This window comes from Methylobacterium sp. WL1, from assembly GCF_008000895.1.
In the GTDB taxonomy this organism is placed as follows: domain Bacteria; phylum Pseudomonadota; class Alphaproteobacteria; order Rhizobiales; family Beijerinckiaceae; genus Methylobacterium.
Window position 1 is genome coordinate 1,776,757 of sequence record NZ_CP042823.1, and the last position, 25,908, is coordinate 1,802,664.

At 61.9% G+C, this 25,908-nt stretch carries 16 protein-coding genes and 2 pseudogenes; 12 read left to right on the forward strand and 6 right to left on the reverse strand.

What is annotated here, in order from left to right; all coding sequences use genetic code 11:
* The first annotated feature begins 106 nt into the window (after positions 1-106).
* Positions 107-1,209, forward strand: a protein-coding gene (locus tag FVA80_RS08860; protein ID WP_147908196.1) for an IS3 family transposase whose coding sequence is annotated in 2 segments (ribosomal slippage) — positions 107-368 and positions 368-1,209 — 1,104 coding nt in all. Because the reading frame shifts where the segments join, the coding sequence is not laid out codon by codon here.
* A 30-nt stretch (positions 1,210-1,239) separates the two neighbouring features.
* Positions 1,240-1,506: pseudogene (locus FVA80_RS08865) on the forward strand (transposase); the annotation flags it as partial.
* A gap of 35 nt (positions 1,507-1,541) precedes the next feature.
* Here FVA80_RS08865 and FVA80_RS08870 read toward each other — a convergent pair.
* From FVA80_RS08870 to FVA80_RS08880, 3 genes are all read right to left on the reverse strand, one after another.
* Positions 1,542-2,336: an ABC transporter permease gene (locus tag FVA80_RS08870; RefSeq protein ID WP_147908195.1), complete on the reverse strand. Its 795-nt coding sequence runs from the start codon at positions 2,334-2,336 to the stop codon at positions 1,542-1,544.
* Positions 2,337-2,382: 46 nt separating this feature from the next.
* Positions 2,383-6,309 carry a glycosyltransferase gene (locus FVA80_RS08875; protein ID WP_147908194.1) on the reverse strand — a complete coding sequence of 1,309 codons (3,927 nt, stop codon included), beginning with the start codon at positions 6,307-6,309 and terminating at the stop codon, positions 2,383-2,385.
* 237 nt (positions 6,310-6,546) lie between these two features.
* Entirely contained in the window at positions 6,547-7,149 is a 603-nt protein-coding gene (locus FVA80_RS08880) for an acyltransferase (RefSeq protein ID WP_147908193.1), read from the reverse strand.
* A 355-nt stretch (positions 7,150-7,504) separates the two neighbouring features.
* Here FVA80_RS08880 and FVA80_RS08885 point away from each other — a divergent pair, with 355 nt between their 5' ends.
* On the forward strand, positions 7,505-8,044 hold the full coding sequence (locus FVA80_RS08885) for a hypothetical protein (protein WP_147908192.1): 540 nt from the start codon (positions 7,505-7,507) through the stop codon (positions 8,042-8,044).
* A gap of 599 nt (positions 8,045-8,643) precedes the next feature.
* Here the strand turns inward: FVA80_RS08885 and FVA80_RS08895 are convergent.
* Positions 8,644-10,077 carry an SDR family NAD(P)-dependent oxidoreductase gene (locus FVA80_RS08895; protein WP_147908191.1) on the reverse strand — a complete coding sequence of 478 codons (1,434 nt, stop codon included), beginning with the start codon at positions 10,075-10,077 and terminating at the stop codon, positions 8,644-8,646.
* A gap of 247 nt (positions 10,078-10,324) precedes the next feature.
* On the opposite strand from FVA80_RS08895, the gene FVA80_RS08900 reads away from it, so the two are divergent.
* The 6 genes from FVA80_RS08900 to FVA80_RS08925 are packed head-to-tail and all read left to right on the forward strand — an operon-like array spanning position 10,325 to position 14,862.
* Positions 10,325-11,932, forward strand: a complete 1,608-nt coding sequence (locus tag FVA80_RS08900) for an HAD-IIIC family phosphatase (RefSeq protein ID WP_147908190.1) — start codon at positions 10,325-10,327, stop codon at positions 11,930-11,932.
* Complete coding sequence (locus FVA80_RS08905; protein ID WP_058195353.1) at positions 11,898-12,212, forward strand: hypothetical protein; 315 nt, start codon at positions 11,898-11,900, stop codon at positions 12,210-12,212. The genes FVA80_RS08900 and FVA80_RS08905 overlap by 35 nt, the downstream gene beginning before the upstream one ends.
* Positions 12,205-13,242 carry a ketoacyl-ACP synthase III gene (locus FVA80_RS08910; RefSeq protein ID WP_147908189.1) on the forward strand — a complete coding sequence of 346 codons (1,038 nt, stop codon included), beginning with the start codon at positions 12,205-12,207 and terminating at the stop codon, positions 13,240-13,242. Before FVA80_RS08905 ends, FVA80_RS08910 begins: the two co-directional genes overlap by 8 nt.
* Entirely contained in the window at positions 13,242-13,469 is a 228-nt protein-coding gene (locus FVA80_RS08915) for a hypothetical protein (RefSeq protein ID WP_147908188.1), read from the forward strand. Before FVA80_RS08910 ends, FVA80_RS08915 begins: the two co-directional genes overlap by 1 nt.
* Before the next feature lie 9 nt (positions 13,470-13,478).
* Positions 13,479-14,201, forward strand: a complete 723-nt coding sequence (locus tag FVA80_RS08920) for an SDR family oxidoreductase (RefSeq protein ID WP_147908187.1) — start codon at positions 13,479-13,481, stop codon at positions 14,199-14,201.
* A 13-nt stretch (positions 14,202-14,214) separates the two neighbouring features.
* Positions 14,215-14,862, forward strand: coding sequence for an acetyltransferase (locus FVA80_RS08925; RefSeq protein WP_147908186.1), 648 nt, complete (start codon positions 14,215-14,217; stop codon positions 14,860-14,862).
* Positions 14,863-14,959: 97 nt separating this feature from the next.
* On the opposite strand, the gene FVA80_RS08930 is transcribed toward FVA80_RS08925, so the two are convergent.
* Positions 14,960-17,242 carry a rhamnan synthesis F family protein gene (locus tag FVA80_RS08930; RefSeq protein WP_147908185.1) on the reverse strand — a complete coding sequence of 761 codons (2,283 nt, stop codon included), beginning with the start codon at positions 17,240-17,242 and terminating at the stop codon, positions 14,960-14,962.
* 193 nt (positions 17,243-17,435) lie between these two features.
* Positions 17,436-18,551, reverse strand: a pseudogene (locus FVA80_RS08935) (integrase core domain-containing protein).
* A 934-nt stretch (positions 18,552-19,485) separates the two neighbouring features.
* On the opposite strand from FVA80_RS08935, the gene FVA80_RS31870 reads away from it, so the two are divergent.
* The 3 genes from FVA80_RS31870 to FVA80_RS08950 all read left to right on the forward strand — a co-directional run bounded on the left by FVA80_RS31870 (position 19,486) and on the right by FVA80_RS08950 (position 25,812).
* A complete protein-coding gene (locus FVA80_RS31870; RefSeq protein ID WP_147908184.1) occupies positions 19,486-20,895 on the forward strand; it encodes a CatB-related O-acetyltransferase in 1,410 nt (469 codons plus the stop codon).
* Between the two features lie 106 nt (positions 20,896-21,001).
* Positions 21,002-21,820, forward strand: coding sequence for a hypothetical protein (locus FVA80_RS08945; RefSeq protein WP_147908183.1), 819 nt, complete (start codon positions 21,002-21,004; stop codon positions 21,818-21,820).
* Between the two features lie 239 nt (positions 21,821-22,059).
* Complete coding sequence (locus tag FVA80_RS08950) at positions 22,060-25,812, forward strand: glycosyltransferase (protein WP_147908182.1); 3,753 nt, start codon at positions 22,060-22,062, stop codon at positions 25,810-25,812.
* Positions 25,813-25,908: the final 96 nt, after the last annotated feature.

A 25,908-nucleotide genomic window follows, 5' to 3' on the forward strand; every position in this document is an offset into this window, starting at 1 on the left:
GATTCACACAAGGGGTGATGCATGCGAGTGACCCTGACCCACCAAACTGGTCCGCGCTGAGCGCAAGTTTTTCGGGCATCCTGAACCCTGAAGGAGGGTGGATGCCATGCCTCGCAAGCGCTTTACGAACGAACAGATCGCCTTTGCCCTTCGGCAGGCGGAGAACGGCGCGACGGTGGACGAGGTCTGCCGGAAGATGGGTGCGTCCGAGCCGACGTTCTACCGCTGGAAGAAGCAGTTCGTCGGCATGGGCGTGCCGGAGATCCGGCGGCTGAAGCAGCTGGAGGACGAGAACAGCAAGCTCAAACGATTGGTGGCCGACCTGACGCTGGACCGCTCGATGTTGCAGGATGTCCTGAAGCGAAAGTGGTAAGGCCCGGCGCTCGCCGTGAAGTCGCCGGCCACCTGCAGGTGGCCTACGGCATCAGCGAGCGTCGGGCCTGCCAGGCCACCGGTTTTGGCCGCTCGTCCCAGCGTTACAGGAAGCGCTCTGACCCGCAGGTTGCGCTGCGGATGCGGCTGAAGGAACTCGCTGCCGCGCGGGTGCGCTACGGCTACCGACGGCTGCATATCCTACTGCGACGGGAGGGCTGGGAGGTGAACCACAAGCGCACCTACCGGATCTATCGCGACGAGGGACTATCGATCCGGTCCAAGTTGCCCAAACGCAAACGAGCTTGGCGCTACCGGCAAGGGCGGCCGGCGATCGGTGGGCCCAACGAGGTCTGGGCCATGGACTTTATGTCTGATCGCATCTTCGACGGACGTCCGTTCCGGATCTTGACGGTCGTCGATTGTCATACGCGAGAGGCGCTCTCGCTCACGCCGAGAGCCAACTTCCGCGCCTTCCAGGTGACCGAGGCCCTGGACGCACTGGTGAAGCTCCGCGGTCGTCCAAAGAGCCTACGGGTGGACAATGGACCGGAGTTCGCCGGGCGCATGCTCGACCAGTGGGCGTACCTGAACGGGGTCGAGATCGACTTCTCACGACCGGGCAAACCGACGGACAACGCCTACATCGAGTCGTTCAACGGCCGCCTACGGGCGGAATGTCTGAACGCCTCGTGGTTCCTGTCGCTGGCCGATGCCCGCGAGCGCATCGAGGACTGGAGGTGCCACTACAACGAAGATCGCCCCTATACGGCCCTGGGCGGCTTGACGCCCCGAGCCTTCGCCAACCAAGCTGTCACAGCCCGAAAACTTGCATAGGCCGTGGACCACAAACGGGGTCAACTCCAGTGGGAGAATGGCTACGTCGAAAGCTTCAACGTACGACTTCGCGACGAACTCCTCAACGGGGAGATCTTCTACACACTCAGGGAAGCGCAGGTCGTCATCGAAAGTTGGCGACGTCACTACAACGGCGTGCGCCCGCATGCCTCTCTAGGATACCGGCCGCCGGCCCCGGAGGTGTTCGTGCCAGCCTTCTCCGCTTGGCCGGCTGCGCTCGCCCGACCAGTTCCGCCGGCCAAGCTGCCCGTGGTGGAGCGGCCTACTGCGCACTAACTTTAACCTTGGACCACGCTGTGGGGGCCGATCACTCAGGCATTGAGCTTACTAACCACTTGCTTGACGAGAAGAAGACCGATGCTGGCGGCAGTGAGTCCGAACATGATGACATACAAATAGTCCACTTGAATGCCGGCGTACGGATAGTATGCTGACCGCACCCATTCCGCGCATTGCAGGGCAGGATTGAATTTCATCCAATAATAAATTTTGTCGGGCATGAAACTTGGTAGGAACATAACTCCGCTTGATATATACATAATGATACTGAAAAGTGCATAGCCGATCATCCATCCAGGGAAAAATCCTATGATGGCAACATTGATTGTCCCCACTCCAATTCCCAATATAATGGCGGCCACATAGCCGGAAACAGCGGCGATAGGATTTGCAGGGACAGGATTGGTGCCCAGCGCCAATAAAACTGAAATGACGACCAGCAAAGCGAGAAAACCCGTCACGATTTCGACCAGTATGCGAGAAAAAACCAAGTCAAACAACTTTACCTGCGGATAATATGTCAGCGGACGATTCATAATTACGGATTTCATCACTTCGCGCGATATGTACTGAAAAACCAGTACTGGGACTGCTCCCGTAGCGAAGAACAACGGTCTGCTATCGCCGAGGGGCGCAGCCAGCTTCTGGAACGTGTAGATCGATATTAACATAAAGACATGGACGCAGGGCCATAGCACCACCACAGCGTAGCCCCATATTGACGCTCCGAAGCGAGTGCGCATGTCGCGCAGAATCAGGGCGTGCAGGACGTGCAAGTAGGACTCGACCGGGGTCTTCTGCGTCTGAACCGTGGGGAGAGCGGACATCGAGTTGGCCTCTGCAATTCTCCGCCTGTTTCAAGGAAAAACTGGGCTAAAGTGCGTTGACAGGATGTGCCAGAGCGGCCAGCCTTACGTTTCCTAGGGAGTAGTAGTCCCGCATCAGGTCATCGTACTCGGCCGTCTGGATCGGGACCGAGAGCTCCGTAGCGGTTGAGATGTCGATCGCTAATAGCCGGTCATTGAAGGCGGTTGGGTCGTTCGCGAGAGCGTAGGGCAGGAGGTGGCCGTTCGGGTAGACGCGCAGCTGATTGCCCTGAGCACCAAGGTCAAAGGCCACCACTGGCAGGCCGGTCCGCAGCCCCAGCGTCAGGGCGTAGGAATAGGTCTCAGGCCAGATCGTCGGCAGCAGGATCAGGTCGGGGGAGACCTTCGGCAGGAGATCGAGGATCTCTTCGTCCTCCCGGGGCTGGCCGGTCTCTGCGATCTGCAGGGCGGCCCGGGCGACGCGATCGAGTGTCGGATCATCGGAGGAGTAGAATCCCGTCTCGGTAACGCCGGCCCGCTCCATGCTGCCGGTCAGCGCCGGATCTGAGAAGCCCACGATCGAAAACTGCAGCGCGAGGTCTCGCTTGCTGGCATCGGCCACCAAGGCCTGAAGCAGTAGGCCGCCTTCAGGCATACTGATTCTACCCAGTACGGCGACCCGGCGCACGCGGCCCGGCCGGCGCAGCGCCGTCGAGCGTACGCTCCGGTCGTGCTCGACATGCGGCCGCACCGTGATCGCCAGCTCCGGATACACCGCCCCGATCCGCCCCGCCGTGTCGGCCGACGGCGCGAACACCCGCGCCGCCCCGGCCAGGAACCGTCCGAACGCGGCCCGCCGCTCCTCCGGGTCCGGCTCCTCGTAGCCGTCCGCGTCCGAGGCCAGGCAGTCCCGGCACACCGGCACCGGCGCCAGCCCGCAATAGCGCCCGTCCGGCATCACCAGGTGGTTGCGGTGGCAGACCGGCGAGAAGTCGTGCAGCGTCCAGGCATAGGGCCGCCCCGAGTATGACACGAGGTCCATCAGGGCGCGCGCCGCATTCCAGCGCAGGCCCGCCAGCGAGTGGACGTGGATCAGAACCGGCGCCAGCTGCTCCACGAAGGCGGCGACCGCCTCGGCGTCGCGGGGCAGGTACAGGCTGTCCAGGCTCGGCAGGTACACGAACTCCCGGCTGCGGTACGAGACGTTGACCTGGATGTTGCGGGCCCGGTCGACCGAGAGCAGCACCACGGCGGTGCCCTCGGCTTTCAGCCGGGCGATCATGTCGTCGATGTGCCGCTGGATGCCCCCGCCCCAGCTGTGGGTCACGAACAGCACGGCCCGACCGCGGAAGTGCCGGGCGAGCCGGTACAGGTCGAGCCGCGCCCGGCCGCGCCGGCCCGGATCGGCCTGAACGAACTGGCCGACCAGCGCCGGGTAGTCCGGATGCTTGGCGAGCAAGGCCGCCTGACCCTGGTCGTACTCGCCGCCCGGGTCGAGCCCGAACGAGATCTGCCCGGCATGGTAGACGTACACGTCCTCGGCCAGGAGGTTCGAGAACCCCGCCTTGCGGGCGCGCATGCACCAGTCGTTCTCCTCGCCGTAGCCCTTGCCGAAGGCGACCGCATCGAGGGTGCCGACGGCATCGAGCGCGGCGGCGGTCATATACATGCAGAAGCCGACCCCGGTGGGCACCTCGACCGAGCGGCCGCGGTTGAGCGCCTTGGCGGCCTGGTCGAGCTCGGGCCGGGGGATCTCCAGCGCCATGGCGTTGTTGGCGTTGAACTTCGGGTAGCTGCAGATCGTGGCGTTGCTGGACAGCGGCGTGACGCTGCCGACCGGCGCCCGGCCCTCGGCCTCGGCGGTCTCGGCGTGGGCGACCAGCCGGTCGAGCCAGTCGCCGAAGACCTCGGCGTCGGAGTTGAGCAGGACCACGGCCCGGCCCTGGCGCAGGGACAGGCCGCGGTTGACCGAGCGCACGAAGCCGAGGTTGTCTTGGTTTTCGACGAGGTGGAACAGGCCGCGGCCGGCCAGCTCCACGAGCTCCGCGGTCAGCCGCGGGTCGGGGGACCGGTCGTTGACCGCGAGCAGGGTGAACGGGGTTTTTTGCGGAGCCGAGAGGCAGGCGTGGATGGCGCGCAGGGTCTCGCCGCGGCCCTTGTAGACCGGCATGATCACGACGACCCGGGCCTGGGCGAGGGTGAGTGCGCGGGGCAGGCCGTCCCAGTCCCGCGGCTCGGGCGCCTCCATGGCCGGCCAGCTGCCGAGATCCTCCGGGCAGCCCATCAGCCCGGCGGTTCGGCCGGTGCGGACGTAGTGCAGGACCGGCGACTCGCCCGGCGCGAACAGGTGCCCGTAGGCCCGGCGATAGAAGCGGGTCGAGAAGGTCTTGCTCGGGTCGCGATCTTCCTCCTGGCCGTGGGACAGGAAGTGGATGGCCGGGCCGTTCTCGAAGCCGCGCGTGTCGGGATAGCGCTTCAGGTACCAGGCGGCGTCGAAATACGGTTCGATCAGTCGGGCCTGCTCCAGCAACTCCGCATCCTCCGCCGCGGGCGGCGTGCCGTAGCCTGAATCGAAGGCGTCGCCCGACAGGTCGGTGCTGCGCAGCAATGCGGTGGCGAGGTGGTGGACGAAGGGGGCGATTCCCGTCGCCTCCACGTAGGGGCGATGGGCGCGATAGGCCCAGCCGTTGAAGTCGGGGCGCGGGTTGCGGCCCCTGCGCCAGCCGGTGTCGCAATAGTCGCGGACCGCGTCGGCGTCATCCGGCAGGCCGTAGCGCTGCCGGTAGAAGGCATGGTCGAAATGGAGCGCCGCCAGCCCGACCTGCAGGTCCAGGGACGCGGCCCGGTCCAGGGGCTCCCGGCCGATCGCGTCGAGCCAGCCGGTATCCTCGATCGGCGGACGCGTCGGGCGCAGGCCGCAGACGCGCAGCAGCGCGTCGAGCGTCGAGCGGCCCGGGCCGGGATCCCGCAGTTCTTGCCAGCCGACCCGTGAGAAATGGACGTAGGGCGCAAGCCCCTGCGCATCCGGGTAGGTCGTCCGGTACCAAGCCTCGTCCACGGCAGGAAACGTTGGCTGGTCCCGGCCCGAGAACGGCGTGCCGCCGGAGAGCAGCGTCTCGGCCACATACCGAAAAAACGGGTCGCCGATCACCGCCCGACTGCCGGCCCGCGCCTGCACGAAGCCGGCCGGGTCGAAGTCCTGGCGCGGGCTGCGCAGCGCACGCCAGTCGCCGGTCATGTAGGCCCGCAGCAACTCTGCGTCGGACGCGTCGGAGAGCGCCTGGGCCTCCCGCTCGTCCAGGCCCTCGCGGTAATAGGCGGCGTTGAAATAGAGCGCCAGCGTCTCGGCCTGCAGCCCGAAAAGATCCTCCGGCTCGGGCCGGGCGAGGCCGCCGTGCAGGACGTAGTGCACCAGCGGATTCTGGGTCGCGTAGGAGATGTTTCGGGTCAGGCAGTAGGCCAGGGTGTCGAAATGCGGCGACGGCTCGCGGCCCTCGCGCCAGCCGGAGGCCATGTAGTGGCCGGCCGGATCGACGCCGGCCGCCTGCAGGTCGGGGTTGTTAGCGAGGTAGAACGCGCCGTCCACGAGGCGACGGGCCAGGCGCTCGGCCTGCCTGGTGTCGGGCTTGGGCAGGGCGCCACCTTTAGCGCGCTGGGCCGTCACCCAGTGCAGGAGCGGGTTGATAGCGGCCCTGGCCAGATACGGCCGCGCGGCGAGGTAGTCGGCGGTGCAGAAATCCGGTCGCGGATCCCGGCCCTCGCGCCAGCCGAGCACGAGGTAGTCGCGCACCGGATCGACCGTGATGCCGTACCAGCTCGCGTAGAAGCCGGCGTCGACATAGAGCTCCAGCGCCGCGATCTGCTCCGCCGCCGACGTGAGATCGTTCGCCGGCGGAAGGCTACTGCGGGCCGCGAGCCGGACCAGCGGGTTGCGGCTCGAACGCGCTCCGGCGGAGCCCGCCCAGCTGTGATACAGGCCGTACAGGGTCTTCAACGCACTGCTCTCACATCGCCGCTCGGAGCGCTTGACCCGGCATGCGGACTTCGCCGGCGGCTGTCTCGAGGCCTGTCGCCCGGATGAGCATGTCTCTGAGGGTGTTGCATCGCGGGTGGATCATCGGGCCGGGTAAGCGTCCGGCCAGCGATCCCCGCCCTATCGGAACGGGCGCGCCCGGTAAACATGAGGGGCCGGCCTCGGGCGCCCTGCCCCGCCGTCCCCAAGCCGGCGCGGTCAGATCAAGTCCGACCGCCAGGTGACATCCTCGCGCACGATACGCGCGGGGTTGCCGGCGGCCACGCAATGGGGCGGCACGACCCCCGTGACGACCGCGTGCGCCCCGATGATCGCGTTGTCGCCGATGGTCGAGCCCTTGAGGAGCGTCGCGTGGTTAGCGATCCAGACATGGTTTCCCACGCGGACGGGCTTGGCCGGGTTCAGCCGCGCGCCGCCGCTTCGGCTGATGATCGAGTGGAAATCGCTCGTCGTCATCCAGACCCCGGATGCGATCGAGCAATCCGCCCCGATCTCGATCGCCTTCGCCTCGACCGGGTTGAGATGGACTAGCCCGGTGAAGCCGGTCCTGTCGCCGACGCGGAGCATCGAGCCAGGGCCGATATAGATGTTCGCCATCCCGAGTCGGACGTCGTCGCCGATGTCGAATTTGCAATTCGACTCGATGACGATGTGCATATCTTTGTCGGAAACGCAGCCTCTTCCTATACGTATATAATTATTGTCGCCGTTGATATATATTTTCCCCGCCTGATTGTGCTGATCCCGCGGGTCAATATCAACAACGTTATTTTCTCCTTTGTCGAAGATATCTAATGGCATGAAAGACTCTGCAAATTTAGCTTATTGTATGGGCGATCGCGACGGAGTTGGTGTCGATAAGCAGTTTGGTGCGGCGTGAGATTATGGTCAGAAATTCCGCTTGGCGCAGCCGTGTCGGCGTTGATTTAAGCCGTATGGATCTGATCTATTGGAAGGCGCTTACGTCACCAGTGCCGGCCATATCCGAGGGAAGCGTTTCAGCGATCTCTAAGCCAGACAATGCGTTTCTCACAACTCGGGCTGCCTTTAGCGACCGATCCAGCTTCGCAAACGCCAAACCCACCAGCTGTTGACGCTTCCAGGGTCCTATGACCTATGACCGTTCACGAACGAGTGTATGCAGTGAGGCCCGTCAATGGCTGAGGACAACACCCTAACGAAGGCGCTGGTCGATGTGCGCGCCAGGCAGGCTGCGCTTCAGAGCGATTACGACCGGATCTCGGCGGAACTGACCAAATTGCGGGCGGCGGAAGCCGCTCTGACGGCGATCGTGGAGGGTGTCCCACTGAAGGACACGGCCATCTTTCGGTCATCGGACAATCCGCGATCGTCCGGAGAGGATCAAGCCACGTCTGGTCGCAGTGGGCGTCGCGGAGCTCGCGGTCCACGGTCGAACTCGGCCAAGGGACGCCTGAAGGCCCTCCTCGGTAGCGCGGGGCCACAGGGATTGACCCATGCGGAGATCGCGGAGCGCTTGCCCGACGTCGCTCCGAACACCCTCAACACCTATCTCAGCATGATGGTGACGGGCGGTGAAGCAGTTCGAAAAGGCGACTTCTTCACCGCCGCCGATGGAGGTGAGAACGAGGCCGACGACCCCGATGTCGAGTCGGACCAGGATGACACGGCATCGGACGACGAGGATCCACATCACGTTGTGGCCGCTGCCGAGTGAGAGAGCCGGGGAGCGCTCTGAGGCGTCCTCCCCGGGTGACGCTCGCGCCGCTCTTAGCCGTCGGCGGCGTGTTTGAAGCGCTGCTTCGAAGGCCCTTGCGGTGTTCCTCAGGATCGTAGCCGTGTCTCGCGGCCATCGTGCCGGCCTGCTACCATGAAACCCGCCGCCCGTACGGAGCGGCGTTACCAGGGGCCCTGCGCCATGCGGTCGATCCTCCTGCTCTGCTCCCTCCTGCTCTTGCCCACGCAGGCTTGGGCGGCCTGCCGATGCGCCTGCGTCAGGGGCATGATGCGGCCGATTTGCCAGCAGACCGATCTGGTCGAGCCGATCTGTGCGGGATTATGCACGGATTCCATACGTCCCGAGGTCGTCGTGAAGCCCCTCGGGGGCGGGCAGCAAGTATTCAACCCGGTCGAGCCCTTCGACCCTGCGCCCCCCGGACTGGTCCAGAGGGACCCGAACCTGACCACCGACACGCGCGGGAACCCACTGGGCACCGCCGGCGTCCAGGGCGGCACCGATGCCTTGTCGAGCTCCGCCGCCGGGGGCACAGCATCTCGGTGAGCGTTGGGTGTGGGGCCGCCGGTATGCGGCCGGTTTCAGTAGTCAGACGACAGGCGCCGGATGATCGGCAGCATCAAGCCGCCGGGTGACGCGGCGGGCACGGGAAAGATCGTGGCGGTCTGATCAGTCTTCACCCGCGGCAGCCGCTCGATCACGGTCCGCAGGTTCGGAATCGTCCGAGCCAGCGTCGCCGCGAGGGTCTCGCCGGCGGTCTTGGCCATCACGTATTCCAGGGTGTCGCGCGGCGCTTCGTCGATGGCGGTGGTCGAGGGATAGAAGGCCGCCACGCGGTCGCGCCGTTCGAGGCAGAACAGGCTCAGATCGTAGAACGCGTAATTGTAGACCCGCATCATCTCCTCGAAGCATGACGGCTCGAAGGCGGCCCGCTTCTGGCGGAAGATACGGGGCGTCGCGAAGTGGTAGAGCTGGGACGGCTGCATCACGACGGATCCGAGTTGCGGCGCGACCGGCTGGACGGCGTCGTAGCGGAGGACCTGGCAGCGTCCGCCACCGTTCCGGATCTCCTCGGCGACCGCCTCCGCTTCGGAGGCGCTGGACGCGTAGGTGATGCAGACGTCGCCGCCCCCCGCCGCGAGCAGCTTGGCCGTGGCCGCCCCGAGGCCCCGCGATCCACCGACGACGAGGGCGGACACCGCAGAGAATTCGCCCGGGCGGACCAGGGCCGCGAGGCCCGCCAGGCTCTCCGGCTCGACCGGGCGCGGGCGCACGAAGCTCTCGACCCGGGCCTCAAGGCCCGGACCGCTGGCCTGCGTCGTCACCGACTGGAGCATCGGCTGAAACCGCTTCACTGTGTAGGCGAGGCTCGAACCGTCGGCCCCATCCGTGAGCGTCACGTCGATCTTCGAGAGGATCGAGTGCAGGCCGGGTATCAACATGCCCACAAGGGTTGAGAGGCCGCCGAGGGCGGCGACGCGGGCGGGACCGATGGCCCGCGAGAGCTGCGGCACCAGCGCCGCGATCGCCTCCGGGTCGGGGAGCCGGAATGCCCCCGTCGCGCCGGCGATCGTTCCCGGTTCGACGACGGCCGGCTCCGTCGGAATCGCCCCGGATGCGACCGCCACAGGCTCGGCCCGCGGCCTCGCTCCTCCGAGCGTCGCCTGGATCGTCGCCGCACGGACGCCGTCCACTGACAAGGAAAGACGCAGCCCCTGCGCATCCGCCCCGTGCACCGCGAGTTCGGTGCGGTCGCCCACCAGCACGAAGCGTTCGAACCGCATCTGCAGGCTGCTCAACTCTTCGAGCCGGTATATCTCCGCGTAGGCATCCAGCGCCCACAGGGCCACGTGGACGCCGTGGACCGCGCGGCCGCCCGCGAGCGTCCGCTGTGCCACGCGCGCATCCATATGCATCGGGTTCACGTCGCCGGTGGCCCGGGCGAAGGCTGTCTGGTGCGTCTCGGACCAGATCCGCACCATCGCCGTCGCGGCAGCCGAATCAGATCCGTTCATCGTGAAGCTCCTTGTCGACGACCAGGCCGGTAGGCTCGGAATCGGCCCCGACCCGATCGCATCGGGACGCCGCCCAGAAACCGTGCTTCGATCGGGCGCTCGGGCGCGACCGATCGCGATCCGGTCCGGCCCCTTGCTTTATGGTATCGGATCTCGCAAGAGGGCGCCGCTCGCATAGTCAGGATGGGGCCGGTCGATCGCCGGAGGGCAGGCATCCTTCGGGGTGTCGCAGGGACCGGTATCGGGGATGACCACGGCTCGCGCTCTCTCGCTCGGCTTCGTCGGAAACGTCGTCACCAACCCGTTCGGGAAGGTGACGAGCCGCCTCGCGGATCTCGCTCAGGTCGCGTGCGAGCATTTCCCGATCGGGCAGATCGAGCAAGTCCTGGCGGGACCCGCCTCCGTCGACACCCTCATCGTTCATCTCGATCACCGCTGGTTCTTCGACGTCGCCCCGGACGAGGCCGCGGTCGCGCGGGCCCGGATGCTGGGCGAACTGGTCTCGGCCCGCCTCGCGAGTGCGTCCGGAACGATCATCCTCAACACGGTTCCGTTCGTGCCGGTCTCGTCGGTGGAGAGCGACCTCCACGGCCAGCTGGACGCTTTGGCCCGCATCAACGGGGTGTTGTTCGAACTCGCCCGCACCAACGAGCGCGTGAGCGTCATCGATGCGGCGGGAGCCCTGGCGCAGATTGGCTTCGCCAACGCGCTGCGCGAGCGCAACCGCTACCTCTATCAGATGCCCTACGCCCCGGCCGCCGTCGATGCGCTGGTCGAGCGCTACGCCGACGCGATCGCGGCCCGGCTGCGGGCCCGCCGCAAGGTCGTGGTGGTCGATGCCGACAACACCCTCTGGGGCGGCGTCGTCGGCGAGGACGGCGTCGAGAACCTCGAGGTCGACAGCGACTATCCCGGGATCGTGCACACTCAGCTCCAGCGTCAGCTGCTGCGCCTGAAGAGCCTCGGCATCCTGCTCTGCGCGGTCACCAAGAACAACGACGCGGATTTCCGCTCGGTCTTCGAGCAGCGCGCGATGCCCCTGCGCCTCGACGACTTCGTCGCCTATCGCAGCAACTGGTCCGAGAAGAGCGACAACATCCGCGAGCTCGCCGAGACGCTCAATCTCGGCCTGGATAGCTTCGTCTTCCTGGACGATAACCCGTTCGAGATCGAGGAGGTCCGCGCGCGGCTGCCTGGCGTCGAGTGCCACCTGTTCGACCGGACACGGCCGGAGCAGGCGCTGACCCTGCTCGACGCGATCGCGTCCCTGCGGGCGCGGAACGTCACGGCCGAAGACCTGTCGAAGACCGAGCAGTATCGCGGTGAGGCGCAGCGGCAGGAACTGCAGCGCTCGGCCGCCTCCATGGACGAGTACCTCGCCTCGCTCGACATCCGCCTGCACATCACCCGCAACAATCCCGGCGCGCTCCGCCGCGTGGCGCAGCTCATCAACAAGACCAACCAGTTCAATCTCACCACGCGGCGCTACACCGAGGACGAGGTCGCCACCGCGATGCGCGAGGGCAGCGTGTACGCGGCCCGGGTGGTTGACCGCTTCGGCGATATGGGCATCGTCGGCGTCGCCATCGTCCGGGGCGGTGCGCTCGAGACGTTCCTGATGAGCTGCCGGGCGCTCGGACGCCGCATTGAGAGCCAAGTCCTGCGCTACGTCTGCCAGGAAGAGGCCGACCCGGCGCTGCGGGCACGCTATCGCCCCAGCGCCAAGAACCGGATGGTCGAGACCTTCCTGGACGAAAACGGGTTCGCGCTCATCGGCTCTGGCCCCGAGGGCAAGGACTATCGACTGACCCGAGGACCGGATGACACTGCCTACGTCCACATCGTCGCCGAGTGAGCACGCTGCCGCGACAGCCGCCCGCACCACCCTGGACCGCCTGGTCGAGACCTGGGGCCGGCCGGAGCTGAGCGGCCTCGGCCCGGAGGACGACCTCTACGAGCGGATCGATTCCTTCGCGGTGGTCGAACTGCTGCTGGAGACCGAGTCCGAGGTCGAGAAGGCGGTCGGGCGCTACGTCCCGCTGGCCGACGAGAGCATCCTCGACAGCACCCGCTCGCCCCTGCGCCGGCTCCAGGGCTGGTTCGACTACGTCGCGCAGGCCGTCGCCCGTGGCTGAGCTGCGATTCCAACACGCCGGGATCGCCGGCCTCGTCACCACGGTCGGCGGCCGGGCGCTCGCCTTCGACGCCGAGGCGGCCGATCTCGGGATGTCCCCCGAGGAGGCCGAGCGGCTCAAGCGCGCGATGGGCTTCACCACCCGCCACGTGGTCGTGCGTGACGACACCACCACCGCCGACCTCTGCCTCAACTCGGCCCGGGCGCTCCTGCGCGGCCTCGACCTGCAGCCGGCGGATCTCGACGGGCTGATCCTGGTCACTCAGACGCCGGATTACAGCTCGCCCTCGACGGCGATCGCGATGCAGCATCGCCTCGGCATGCGCACCGACACGCTCTGTTTCGACATGCGGCTGGGCTGCAGCGGCTTCGTGTACGGGCTCTCGGTCGCCTACAGCCTGGTCGAGTCCGGGCTGAAGCGCGTGCTCCTCTGCGTCGGCGATGTCGCGAGCCGCATGGTCGCCACGAACGACCGCTCCATCACCCCGATCATGGGCGATGCCGGCGCCGCCGTCCTGATCGAGCGGCGGGAGACCGAGAGCGTCTTCCAGCTCCACAGCGACGGCTCCGGCGAGAAGGCTCTGTTCATCCCGCATAGCGGCCTGCGCGCGGATCCAGAGGATGCCGACAAGCCGGCCTCCATGCACATGGACGGCGCTCAGGTGTTCAATTTCTCGCTTAAACGCGTTCCCTCGCTGGTCACCGACATCTTGGCGGCCGCCGGAATGAGGCCGGAGGAGCCGGATTTCTACGTCCTGCACCAGCCGAACAAGTACATTCTTAAGAACCTGCAGCGGCGGCTGGGGCTCGACGACGTCAAGCTTCCCTCGGGCACGCAATCCGTCTACGGGAACCAGAACTCCGCCTCGATCCCCGGAACGATCTCGGGCTTCCTGGCGGAGGATTTTGCGCGCCGGCCGCTGCGCGCGGTGCTGGCGGGGTTCGGCGTCGGTTTGAGCTGGGGCGCGTGCGCGCTGAGCACCGACCGGATCTACGCCCCGCCCGTTTTGAAGTTCGAGGAGACCGCGTGATGACCGAGGCTGGGTTCCTGGACGAGCTCGGCGCGATCCTGGATCAGCCGGGGCCGCTCGCGCGCGGCCAGACGCTCGGCGAGATCGAGACCTTCGACTCCCTCGGCATCCTCAACATCATGGCTCTGTTCGATACGCTGGGTCTCGAGGTGGAGCCGTCGCGGATCGCGGAAGCATTGACCACCGACGACCTTCTGGCCATGGCCAGCACGAAACTGGCCGCCTGAGGCCGGGCGATGGTGGAACCCGCGGGACACATCCTCGTCGTCGGAGCCAGCAGCGGCATCGGCCGGGCCGTCGCGGAGCATTTCGCCGGACAGGGCTCGGTCACCGCCCTCGCCCGACGGGCGGACAAGCTGGCAGGCCTCGCCGATGCAGGGATCGCGACGGTCGCGGCGGACGTGACCGACCTGGCGGCGATCGGCGGCGTTCTGCAGGCTGCTGTCGCCGAGCGCGGCCTGTTGACGGGCCTCGTGTACTGCGCGGGCGTACAGGTCATCAAACCGATGCGCAGCCTCGGCGTGGACGAGGTCGAGCGTCTCTACAAGACGAACCTCGTGGCCCCGACCCTGTTCGCGGCCGCGTTCGGCAGCGCCCGGATCTCGACGCGGGACGCGGTGTTCTGCGCGATATCATCGGTCGCGGGCCAGCGCCCGGAGCCGGCGATCGTTCCCTACGCGGCCTCGAAGGCGGGTCTCGACGCGCTGATCCGCGGTCTCGCCCGGGAACTCGCGCCGCGCCGCGCGGTCGGCGTCGCGCCGGGCTGGCTCGACACCGAGATGACCCAGGCCCATGCGCGCCTCTACAGCGACGACTTCAAGGTCGCGCTGGAGAAGCGCAGCCCGGCGGGCGCGGCGACGGTGGATTCGGTGGTCGATGCCATCGCGTTCCTGATGTCGCCGCAGGCGCGGCACGTGACCGGCGAAATCCTGCGGGTCGACGGCGGGGCAACGCTGTGATGGATGGCTGCCGGTGACGTCCGAGACCAAGCGCCTGGCCCTGATCGGCGGCGGCGGCTTCTCCAAGGAGATTGCCGAGGTCGCGCAACTCTGCGGCTACACCGTGGAGGCGACCTATTCGAGCCAGCCGAGCGCCCAGGTCGGAACCTATCGGGGCTACCTCGACGCATTGCTGGCCGACCGCGCGGAGTTTGCGGGTGTCGCCCTCGCGGTCGGCGGGGTGAGCCGGGCTGCGATCCAGGCGCGCGCCGAGATCATCGCGTGGCTCGACCGGCATGCCCTCCCCTGCCCGCCCCTGGTGTCGCCGCACGCGATCGTCAGCCAGGGCGTGGTTCTTGGCGCCGGCGCGTTCGTCGCCCATGGCGTGATTGTCAATGTCGATGCGCGGCTCGGGCGTTTCAGCGTCGTGAATACCGGTGCCATCATCGGGCATGACGCGGAGATCGGCGACAACACGACGATCTCGCCAGCAGCCTTCATCGGCGGACGCTGCATGGTCGGTGCGGACGGTCTGGTCGGTCCGCTCGCGAAGGTGTTGCAGGGCCTCAAGGTCGGCGCGCGCGCGATGATCGGCATGGGCTGCACCGTGCTGCGCGCTGTGCCCGACGACGCGGCGGTTTGGCCGAAGCCCGACAATCCCATCGCCATGGACCGGGGCTGAGACAATCGGGTGCGCCGGCCAATAGTCCGAGGGACCGGCCGATGGCGAGACGAGCCTAGACGGTACGGCGCACGAGCGGATGTATCAGGCTCCCCGCTCAAACGGTAAACAGATTGATGTTTTCCTGGCCGTCCTTCGACGGATATTCGTGCGCGGCCTGCAGACGTGTAAGGTGAGCCCAGAGGGACGGAAGATCATTCACGTCGTCAAGTTCAAAACAGTTTTCGACGATCGATCGCAACCTGAGCCACAGGTAAGGCGTAGTCTCTAGTGGATCCCCGGCCTTCTCATCCGCGATGATATCCCAGTCCCTCAACGCGTTGTGCGTGTCCTCGATGGATGACGCTGTTCCGGCGGCGCCCATCTGATTGGGCATGCGACGGCGGCGTACGGTTATGGAAGTCTGATGGTCTGCAGGAATGAGTGCGGTATGTAAGCGCGTGAAGAAGTTCTCGCTGACGAACTTGGGCTGATCCATCATCAAAACGTAGCGCCCTCGTGCCATCGCAAGTCCGACTCGGTATGCACCGGCCAGCGAGGCGTCCTCAGAGGTGTGTGCAACTCTCACGTTGGCAGCGCGCGACAGAAGGTATTCTGTATCATCAGATGATTTATAATTGATAATAATTATTTCTGCATTCTCGAAAATCTTGCTGCGTAATACATTATTCATGATTTCAAATAAGTATTCTGCATGATTTTTGGCTAATATTACGATCGACAATGCCGGCTCGGACACGGTGGGAATAGGCAAGGTCGCGTGGCGCGCAAAGAAACGATGCAAATTTACGATGAGATCGCGCCGCCTCTTTGGTTCAAGGCTGTTCTCGAACGGGTCCAAGGCGCTCGATGTTGCCGTGATTTCAGCCAACGTTTCATCCGCCAGGGCGGTGTCATAGCCGCGGGCCGTCAGGTGGTCACGCCAACCCACGATGTCGGCGCGCGTGATTAATCGACTGAGGAGCGTCACCTTCAGATACGGGAACCCGCGGTCGATCAGTTCGCGCCACCGAAAAGCCGTATGATTGATAGGCTCATCGGTTTTGAACAATGCGTCGCATCGCAGGCCCGCTGCGGCCATGAGGCCCGTGAACTGCGTCTCATATTCATTGATAACATCGTTTTTGTCGTAATAGGAAACGACGGAATCGAAGAAGTTTATTACCGCGTCGGATCTGAGCGCGGAATGCTTCAGGACGAGAAAATAACTCTGTAGATGCCAACCAAGCTCATGGTTGTCCGTGAGACCGATGATATCGGCAGCGCGTGCTTCGATTTGCCTGCTCAGGTTGCCGAATGCAGCGGACCCGAACGGACCGAATGTGCTGTCGTTGACCAGGTATAGAGTACGGCTTGCGAGAACCTCGGGCCTTTTGCGCATAATGTGCGCCCAGGCGGCAAAATCGAATCCCCGGTTCTGACGAACGAAAATGATGTTAGCCAACGCCTCGATGTCCGGGTGAACGTGAACCGATGCTGCATCCGTTGCGATGATCAGGACGATCGAGAGCCGCGCGTCGCGCAGAGCCTCCAGGTGATGCCTCAAATGGGGCTTGAGCGTTGCGGTCGGTGTATGGGTGACGAACAGGGCCACATGTTCAGTGAGCCCGCTCTCCTTGATGCAGACCAGTTCGGCATCCTCGACGCGCGCATGACGGAGCGCAACAGTGCTGTTGGGCTTCCGGTGCCCGACGATGCCAAATGTGATGAAGTGCTCGAGCGGAGAAATGCCGAGCGATGCGACATCTTTGTACCGCATCGTGTACCAGTCGGCGTCGAAGACACCGGTCCACTGAGCGCGATCCTCGGCCGCCGAAGTCGGTGCGCGATTTTCATAGATGCCAATCGTGAGATAGTGGTCCAAGGGCGGCAGGCCGCTTTGGTTCACGTCGGAATAGCGCGCGACATACCAAACGGGGTCGAACCAGTTTTTCCAGAAGCTGCGGGATTCCTGTTCAACGCAGGCGCTTCGACCCTCGGCATGTCCGTATGCCAGGAAATGCTGAAAGGGCGGCGCGCCACTGGCGGCCACGTCCCTGTTGCGTGCGAGGTACCAGACCGGGTCGAACGCGTTAAGAAGCCGCTGCCTCCGCTCACTCTCGGCATCGGGATAGCGCCCCTCAAGGGCGCCGAACGCGATGTAATGGGCGGCCGGATCCACGTCCGCGGCGGCAATGTCCGGATAGCGCGCACGGTACCAGGTCGGATCGAGATTGGACGCGGAGCGATGAAGGGCCTCGGATGCTGCGTTGGGATAGCGGCCCTCCGCGCGTCCATACAGGGCGTAGTGTTCCACGGGATCCGCCCCCGCGCTGGCAACATCGCCGTAGCGGTTGAGATACCAGTCGGGATCGACTTCGCTGCCTGCAGATTCGCTCATGATCGTCCGAAGCTTGACCGCAACACGCTCGCTGGACCAGTATCACGGATGCAGGACTCGTCCGATGGGTTCATACCTCTTAGCCGACCCGCTCCTATATCAAATCGATCGGACCGGTCGAGGCCCGTCCCAACCCTTGGTTCACCCCGTTGCGGGTGGTCTGCATGGATGTATGGCTTCCGTGCGCGTGGAGTTAACCCAGTTTGTGGTCCACGGACGATGCAAGTCCTCGGGCTGTGACAGCTTGGTTCGCGAAGGATCGGAGCGTCAAGCCGCCCAGGGCTTATGGGGTCGATCTTCGCTGTAGTCGGGCCTCCAGTCCTTGAGGGGTCCACGGGCATCGGCGAGCAACAGAAACACCAAGCGTTCAGGCATTCCGCCCGTAGGAGGCTTTGAACGCTTCGATGTCGGTCGGCTTCCCTGGCCGGGAGAAGTCGATCGCGACCCCGTTCCGGTAGGCTCAAGGGTCGAGCATTCGGCCGGCGAACTCTGATCCATCGTCCCCCCCCTGGCGTTTCAGTCGACCTCGCAGCCGCACCAAGGCGTCCAGAGTCTCGGTCACTTGGTAGGGGGGGAAGCTGGCTCTCGGTGTGAGCGAGAGCGCCTCTCGCGTAGGGCAATCGATCACCGTGAGAGTCCAGAACGGACACCCATCGAAGACGCGATCGGATACGAAGCCCATCGCCCACACCTCGTTGTGTTCGCCGGTCGCCGGCCGCTCCCGGCGATCGAGCCAAGGTCGCTTGCGCTGGAGCAGCTTGGACCGGGTCGACACTCCCTCGTCATGGTAGATCCGGAACTCCACTTGTCATTCACGGTCCAGCCCTCCCGTTGCAACAGGATGTGCAGCCGCTGGTAGCCGTTGCGCACCAACCGATAGCCAGCTCCTTCAGCCGCATGCGCAGCTTCACCTGCGGGTCGGAGGGCTTTCTGTAGCGCTGGAACGAGCGGCCAAGCCGGTGGCCTGGCAAACCCCGACGCTCGCGGACGCCGTAGGCCACCTGCAGGTGGCCGGCGACCTCGTGGCGAGCGGCGGGCCTCACTACTCTCGCTTCAGGGCATCCTGCGGCCACGAGCGGTCCAGCGTCAGGCCGTCCACCAACCGCTTAAGCTTGCCTTCTCGCCCTCCAGAGGTTTGAGCCGTCGGATATCACGCGCGCCCATGGCGACGAACTGCTTCTTCCAACGGTAACGAGGTCGGCTCGCACCGGCTCATCTCCCGACAGACCTTGTCTACCGCCGCACCAGTTTCCGTCTGCCGCAGGGCAAACGCGATCTGTTCTTCGCGAAGCGATTGCCGACATGGCATCCGCCTTCCTTCAGGGCCCAGGACGCCCGAAAAACCTGCGGCCAGCGCCAACCATTTTGCGAGGCCAAAGTTATTACCAAGCGTCAACGATCTCTATGGGTATCTGCATGTATTTCACCGAACAAATGCGTAGTACTACGCCACCGTTCCAATCTGTTATGCGACGCTTCTGAATGAAGGTGATATCTTGATTGGCGCCTGTCTATTAATAATAAATCAGAGTTCAGATATATAATTTGCAGAACGGGCGATATGAACCAATATAAGATTGTAAAAATCAATCCGAATTTTTTCAGAGCAAATGACCCTCACGGACCTATTTATAAATAGCTGACTAGTAGTTTAATCGCTTATAAAAGCCCACATTTTGGACAAAAACCCGAAAAAATTTATGCGCTGATGTGAGATAAGCTTCGGTTTAGCTGCCGGAATACCCGATTTGTCAGCCTTAGCTACCGGCAGAAGCCGCTTGGCGCCGATATGTGGCGGTATGGATTTCGCGGTCGCGTGAGAACGCAGAAATTATGATTGTCAGAATGTAGCATAATGCGCTTGCTAGCTAAAAGACTTGGCGGCGTTGGGCACTCTAACTGGGAGCCTTTTCACTCCAGAGATCGCATAATTTGTTGGACGGGGATGGTTTCAAATTAAATCTATAGAGTGTTCCAGGGAGATATAGATATACCCCGAGCAAAATGGGTGATGCTGCGATTGTTAGGAGTGCCGCATTAAACCTCAGCTTGCGTTCGACCAAATTACCCGTATCAAAGATTGAACTGATATAGAAAGCACGATGTCCACTCAAGCTCTGCAATGAGCTGCCGCATCGGCGCTTATCAGGATAGTCCTAAACTTGAGATAAGCAGGCGGCAATTGCCAAGCCTGCCTCAATAAGGCATATCGCCCCCCATTGAAACGCCCGAATCAAACTCAGATGCACCACGATCTGCAGAACGACCGAGTTATCTCGTCAGCCGCGTTTCCAGACTCCGTCCATGTTGGCCGCGGGACTTACTGGGACCCGAAAACTAAGTTTATGACTTACATAGCAGATGAAAGATTATACATCGGACGTTATTGCTCGATCGCGGAGGACGCTTTTCTAGCGACAGGGGGAGAGCATTTCACAGAAAAGGTGAGTACGTGGCCCGTCGACACTTTTATCTTAGGTGTCTGGAACCCATCGCGTGCATATCGTCGAAAGCCGGATACCCGCATCGGATCGGATGTATGGATTGGTCGCAGTGCGCAAGTTTTTGGCGGATGTACTGTTGGGCATGGCGCCGTTATTGGAGCGGGTGCCGTCGTTTGTAAAGACGTGCCGCCGTTTGCCATCGTAGTGGGAAACCCGGCGAAGATCATCCGATATCGTTTCGATGAGGCTACTCGCGCCGATCTTCTGGCGATTGCCTGGTGGGATTGGACACCGGAAGAGATTCGGGCTCGGGCTGAGTGGTTCTATAAACCGATAGAAATCTTCATCTCTGAATTCTCCGCGGCGCAGAATCAAACAGATCTCCCCGCTCCGGCGACGGTCTCTCCTCCAAATCAAATTTCGGAAAACAAAATGCAATCTCTCAGACAAATTGCTCCGGCCTATAGCAATGACGCTCCGTCTCAGCAGGCAATGATTGATATTCTAGCAGGAAGTTGGGTCAGCTCATTTCCTCCAGAAATGGGCTTGTCGGCCGGCGGCACCGCTCATTTCGATCAAACGGTTGACAATCGCGTTAAAGAAGTCGCGGACGTTTTCGATTTTTCAGGAAAATCGGTCTGCGAACTTGGTCCATTGGAAGCATACCAAACCAAGCATCTCTGTGATGCCGGCGCGGGCCCCGTGGTGGCGGTTGAAGCCAATGATCTGGCGTTCGTGAAATGTTTGATGGTCAAGGAGATGTTCAATATCCCCGCCAATTTTTTTTACGGAAGTGCATTAAAATATCTTGAGAATAACGACAAAGTTTTCGACGTGATCTGGGCGTCTGGTGTGCTTTATCATCAAGTCGAACCGCTCAGATTGCTGGAATTGATTTGCGATCGTTCAAACGCCTTTTTTATATGGACGCATTATTGGAAGCAAGAAGAATGCGCGAAGGATTTAACGTTTGATGTCGATAAAGATATTGTGAAAGATATTGGCAGTGCCCCGGTAGTCCATCATTACAAAAGTTATGTCGCGAAGGGGATCGAGTTTTCAGGTGGTGTGGAGAGCGGAGCCTATTGGCTGGAAAAAAATATAATACTCGATTATGTAACGGAGCGCGGCTTCAAGTTGCTTCATTTCAAAGAGCAGGTCGATGCGCCCCCCGGCCCGGTCATGTTGTTTTTTGCCGTTCGTAGTTGAGTGCGGCGATAAATTGTATTTGGCTCCATGCGTTCCTAAAGCAATGCTTTCAGGAGCGTGTTTTATGGTGTAGGTACCGCATGTGAGTATTAATGTGAGATCGACGATGATGTGTCAGAATGAGGAATCGGCTGCAGCACTTTATCTCGCGCGTGGTGCAGACACGGAATGCGATGCGAAATTTGATCGTTTCATTCAGTCTTATCAGCTCAACGCTGCCGGTATAGCTCACACCTTGTATGTAGCCCTTAAGGGGTTCGCTTCGCCCGATCACCTTGCTGCAACGCGCGCGCGCTTTTCAGCCATCAATCCTGTTTTTCTTAATTTGGAAGATAATCGTTACGACGTCGGCGCCTATATCGATTGCAGCAAGCAGATGGCAGCAACATACATATGTTTTATGAATACCCATGCAGAGATTCTTGCGCCTAACTGGCTCAACAACTTCGTGGCTCATCTCCGTCGCAGAGAAGTGGGACTCGTCGGAGCGAGCGGATCCTTTGAAAGTCTGCAATTACCTGGGCTTGAGGTCGAGCTCTTCCCCAATCCGCATTTGCGCACCAACGGCTTCGCGCTGCGCCGCACTGTGCTTCTGGACCTGTTCCGAGATTATTTGATCGGCAGCAAGCTCGACGCTTATGCTTTTGAGAGTGGACGGAGCAGCCTCACCCGGCGGATCACGGCGCGCGGCTATGACGTCTTGGTGGTGGGTCGAAACGGGCGTGGCTATCCCCCTCTTTGGTGGCCGGCAAGCGACACTTTCCGCCAGGGGCGACAGGACAACCTCCTCATAGCCGACAACCAGACGCGGCGCTTCGACGATGCCTTGGCGCCTGAAAAAAGCATGCTCTTGCGTTTGGCATGGGGATCGCATATCGAGCTGGCTGACACGCGCCCAGACCTTGACGCTTGCTCATTGAGATGAAGTGCCGTAATTTGATGGCACCCGGGGATATTGGTTCTCGGCCTCAAATATAATAAGTAACGTCGCACTAGTGAATCGAAGATCCGCAATCGCACGCTGACGTTTAAAGCATTATCTTAGTTGCTCGCCCTTCTAGATCTGCTTTTGGTTTCCCCATCCAAGTTGATCGTTTGGGCTGAAGTGCATGCATCTGCTTGCGCCAGCGGTATGCAAATTTTCTAGCAGAGTGAAGACGAAGTATGACGGATCAGGGTACGAGGGATCGCGAAACTGACGATATGGTAGAGCAGTCCAGTATCCAAGTAGAAGAGTTCGATCCGGTTTGGTACCTCCATCGCTATGTTGACGTGGCAAAGTCAGGATTTGATCCGCTCGAACATTTCGCGCAGCACGGTCGGCACGAAGGCCGGTTCCCGAATGCCCAGGTTGAGGCGGCGAGTTTGCGAGCGGCCGAGGTCGATCCGATATGGTATCTTAACCGTTACCCCGACGTAGCAGATGCGGGTGCCGATGCTCGCAACCACTATGCATCATACGGTCATGCCGACGGCCGGTATCCGAATGCAAAAGCCGAGGCCGCCAATGCGATGGCCGCCAAAGTCGATCCAATCTGGTACCGGGCCCGCTATCCGGATGTAGCCGAAGCCGGCATGGATCCGAAGATCCATTTTGCCAAATACGGTTATATTGATAGCCGCTTTCCTAATGCAGAAGCCGAGGCCTTCAGCATACGCGCTGCCGAGGTTGATCCGGCATGGTACCTAGCTCGTTATCGGGATGTGGCGGCATCGGGGACCGACCCGCGGCTCCACTACGCCGAGTATGGTCACGTCGAAGGCCGATATCCAAACGCTGCAGTCGAGCCGCGGCAGGCATGGGATTCAATCTTTGACCCGGCTTGGTATTCGGCTCGCTACTTGGATCTGGGCGAGTTCAAAACCGACCCGCTACATCATTTCAGAACTATCGGGATCCTGGAGGGCCGCGCGCCCAACGCGTTCGAAGATGATCGCGAGGCCTGGAAGACCGTGTTCGATGAGGCTTGGTACCTCGACCGCAACACGGATGTCGCGGATGCGGGGCTAGATCCGCTCGAGCATTTTATCCGACATGGATTGCTCGAACGTCGCCGTCCTAACAAAAATGTGACACTGCCTGGTAGCGACGTCACGGCAACCAAAATCACCTGCCTCAAAGCCGGCCGTATCGGACGCGAAGTCGCGCTGTTCGTGACTTGGTCCGCCGAGGGGACGATCAAGCCACACGTGGCCCATTATGCGGCAAGCCTGAAGCAGCAGGGAATTGACTGCATTCTGATCGTGACTAGCGACCACGACAAGATAGAAGTGCCAGAAACGCTGGCGGCATGCTCAGAGGTAATTTATCAACGTGCCAACGGCGGTTTTGATTTTGCCGCATGGGCACATGTTTTTCGCCTTCAGCCGGAATTGTTCGAAGCGGACATCGTCTATTTGATCAATGACAGCGTCTTCGGTCCGACCAGCGAGACCGATTTCGGGCGGCTCGTTGTTCGTATCCGAGAGACTGACGCCGATCTGATCGGCCTAACTGACAACCTGGAGCGCGGCTGGCATATCCAAAGTTATTTTCTTGTCGTCAAGCAGCGTGCCCTGAAATCACAAGTCTTACGTGATTTCATACACAGTATCGTCTCGTTCGACCACAAAGACGACGTGATCAACGAGTATGAAACTCAGTTCACTCGCCAAATGATGAGGCACGGTCTGCGTTGCGAGTCGATGTTTCCGACGCCTGGCCTGCCCAACTCAACCTTACATAGGTGGCGCGAACTTCTTGATGTTGGATTTCCTTTTATCAAGGTTAGTACCGTCCGCGGCCTCAGCAAGGGTACCAACCTGATTGGTTGGCGCGAGGCGACGTCGCTTCAGGGCTACGACACCGCTCCCGCCGACCGCACGCTCGCCGAAATGGCCGCGCGGACTGTGATAGCCCCCGTATCGCTGGCGGCCCGAAAGTTCAACCATCGGCAGCAGGCACGCGCCGAACTCCACGCTTTCTTTGCAACGCGGCAGACTATCGATTTGCCGGTTTATCCTGATCCGGTCATCTCAGTGCTGATGGTGGTCTATAATGAGGCCGAATTAACGTTCCGAGCTTTACAATCTATAGTCGCAACCGTCGATCTGCCTGTAGAAGTCATCATCGTCGACAATGCCTCGACGGATGACACCCGTTATCTCTTGGACCGTGTGCGCAATGCGCGAATGGTGCGGAACGTTGAGGATCTTCACTTCCTGCGGGCTGCCAACCAAGCGGCCGCCCGCGCCAAAGGGCGCGCGCTGCTGTTTCTCAACAACGACATCAGCCTGCAGCCTGATGCTGTGCGGTATGGTTTGGAGACGCTCGAGAGCTCGGCCGACGTCGCAGTCGTTGGCGCTAAGCTTGTTCTGACCGATGGCACACTCCAAGAGGCTGGCAGCATCATTTGGAGCGACGGTGCCTGCCTTGGGTACGGCCGAGGCCAATCGCCGGACGGTTACCAGTACAATTTCCGCCGTGATGTTGACTATTGTTCTGGTGCATACATGATGATGCGCCGTGACGTCTTCGAACAACTCGGCCGATTCGATACGATCTATGCACCCGCCTACTACGAAGAAACCGATTTGTGCATGCGCATTCATGCGGCCGGCTTTCGAGTAATCTACGATCCGCGTATCGTCGTGAACCACTACGAGTTCGCGAGCGTAGCCTATGCTGGCGAGGCTTCAGCTCTGATGGGGCGCAACTTCAAGACCTTCTCGGAGAGGCATCACTCTGCTTTAGCGCGTCGTCACCTACCGCAGACCAGCCCAACCTATCTAGCCCGAAGCCGGCACCGGCACCTCAGGCGGATTTTGATGATCGACAACCTCGTGCCGCTCAGCTCGCACGGCGCTGGCTTTCCGCGCACGAGCCGCATCCTCGACGCTTTGACCCGGCAGGGTTTCTTTGTCACTTACTATCCGACGTTCCAGCCGCATGTATCTGAGGCGGAGCTACGCAGCCATTGCTCGGTCGACGTCGAGTTTGTGCTCGGCAGCGACCGCCCGGTACTTACACAGCTGATCGAGGAGAGGCCAGGATACTACGATGGTATCTTTGTCTGTCGGCCAAATAACATGCATGTCATCCAAGCTCACTTTCTACAAAACTCTGCACCTTACCGGGGTACAGCGTTGATCTATGACGCTGAAGCCGTCTGCGCTCCGCGGGACGCGCGGCGCCGGGCCATTCATGGCAATCCAATGACACCAGCTGAGGAAAGCGAGGCGCTTGCCGCTGAGATCGCACTCTCAGATATTGCCGACCTCACTCTGGTTGTTAATGAATGGGACGCGGGTTATTTTCGCGACGGCGGACGCAGCAATGTCGGCGTGCTCGGGCACGCACTTGAGATAAAGGCAGGCGAGTACACATTCGCACAGCGACAGGGATTTCTATTTGTTGGGCGTCTGGACGATGATACTTCGCCAAATGTCGATGCTTTATTCTGGTTTATCGAGCGGGTGATGCCGAAACTCGACGGCTTTATTGGGAGCGACTACCGTTTAATTGTTGCCGGTCCCACCGGTTCCGCGCGGCTTGTGGCGCTCGACGATCCGCGAATTCAAATCCTCGGCCGTGTTGACGATCTCACGCCGCACTACGACGCCGCACGGGTCTTTATCGGCCCGACGCGGTACGCCGCTGGAATCCCTCTTAAAATCTACGAAGCTGCCGCATTCGGTGTTCCGACGGTGATCACGCCGCTGCTGGCTGATCAACTAGGCTGGGTCTCAGGAGAAGCTGCTCTGATCGGCTCGGACGAGAGCGAATTCGCAGAGCAGTGTGGGCTACTGTATCAGGATGAACACACGTGGAATGCGGTTCGAGATAGCTCTCTGTTGAAAGTCAGAAAGGAGTGTGCACCGGCCGAATTTGAGTGTCGTTTGGCAGGTGCCCTCCACACGATCGGCTTACGCCCATGAGAGGTCTCGGTTTGCAGGTTCCATCCTGCAGCTCGGATTTACCCAACGACTTTTTTAAAAGATAAATCCGGATCTGTCTTGAGTGGTCATTTATGT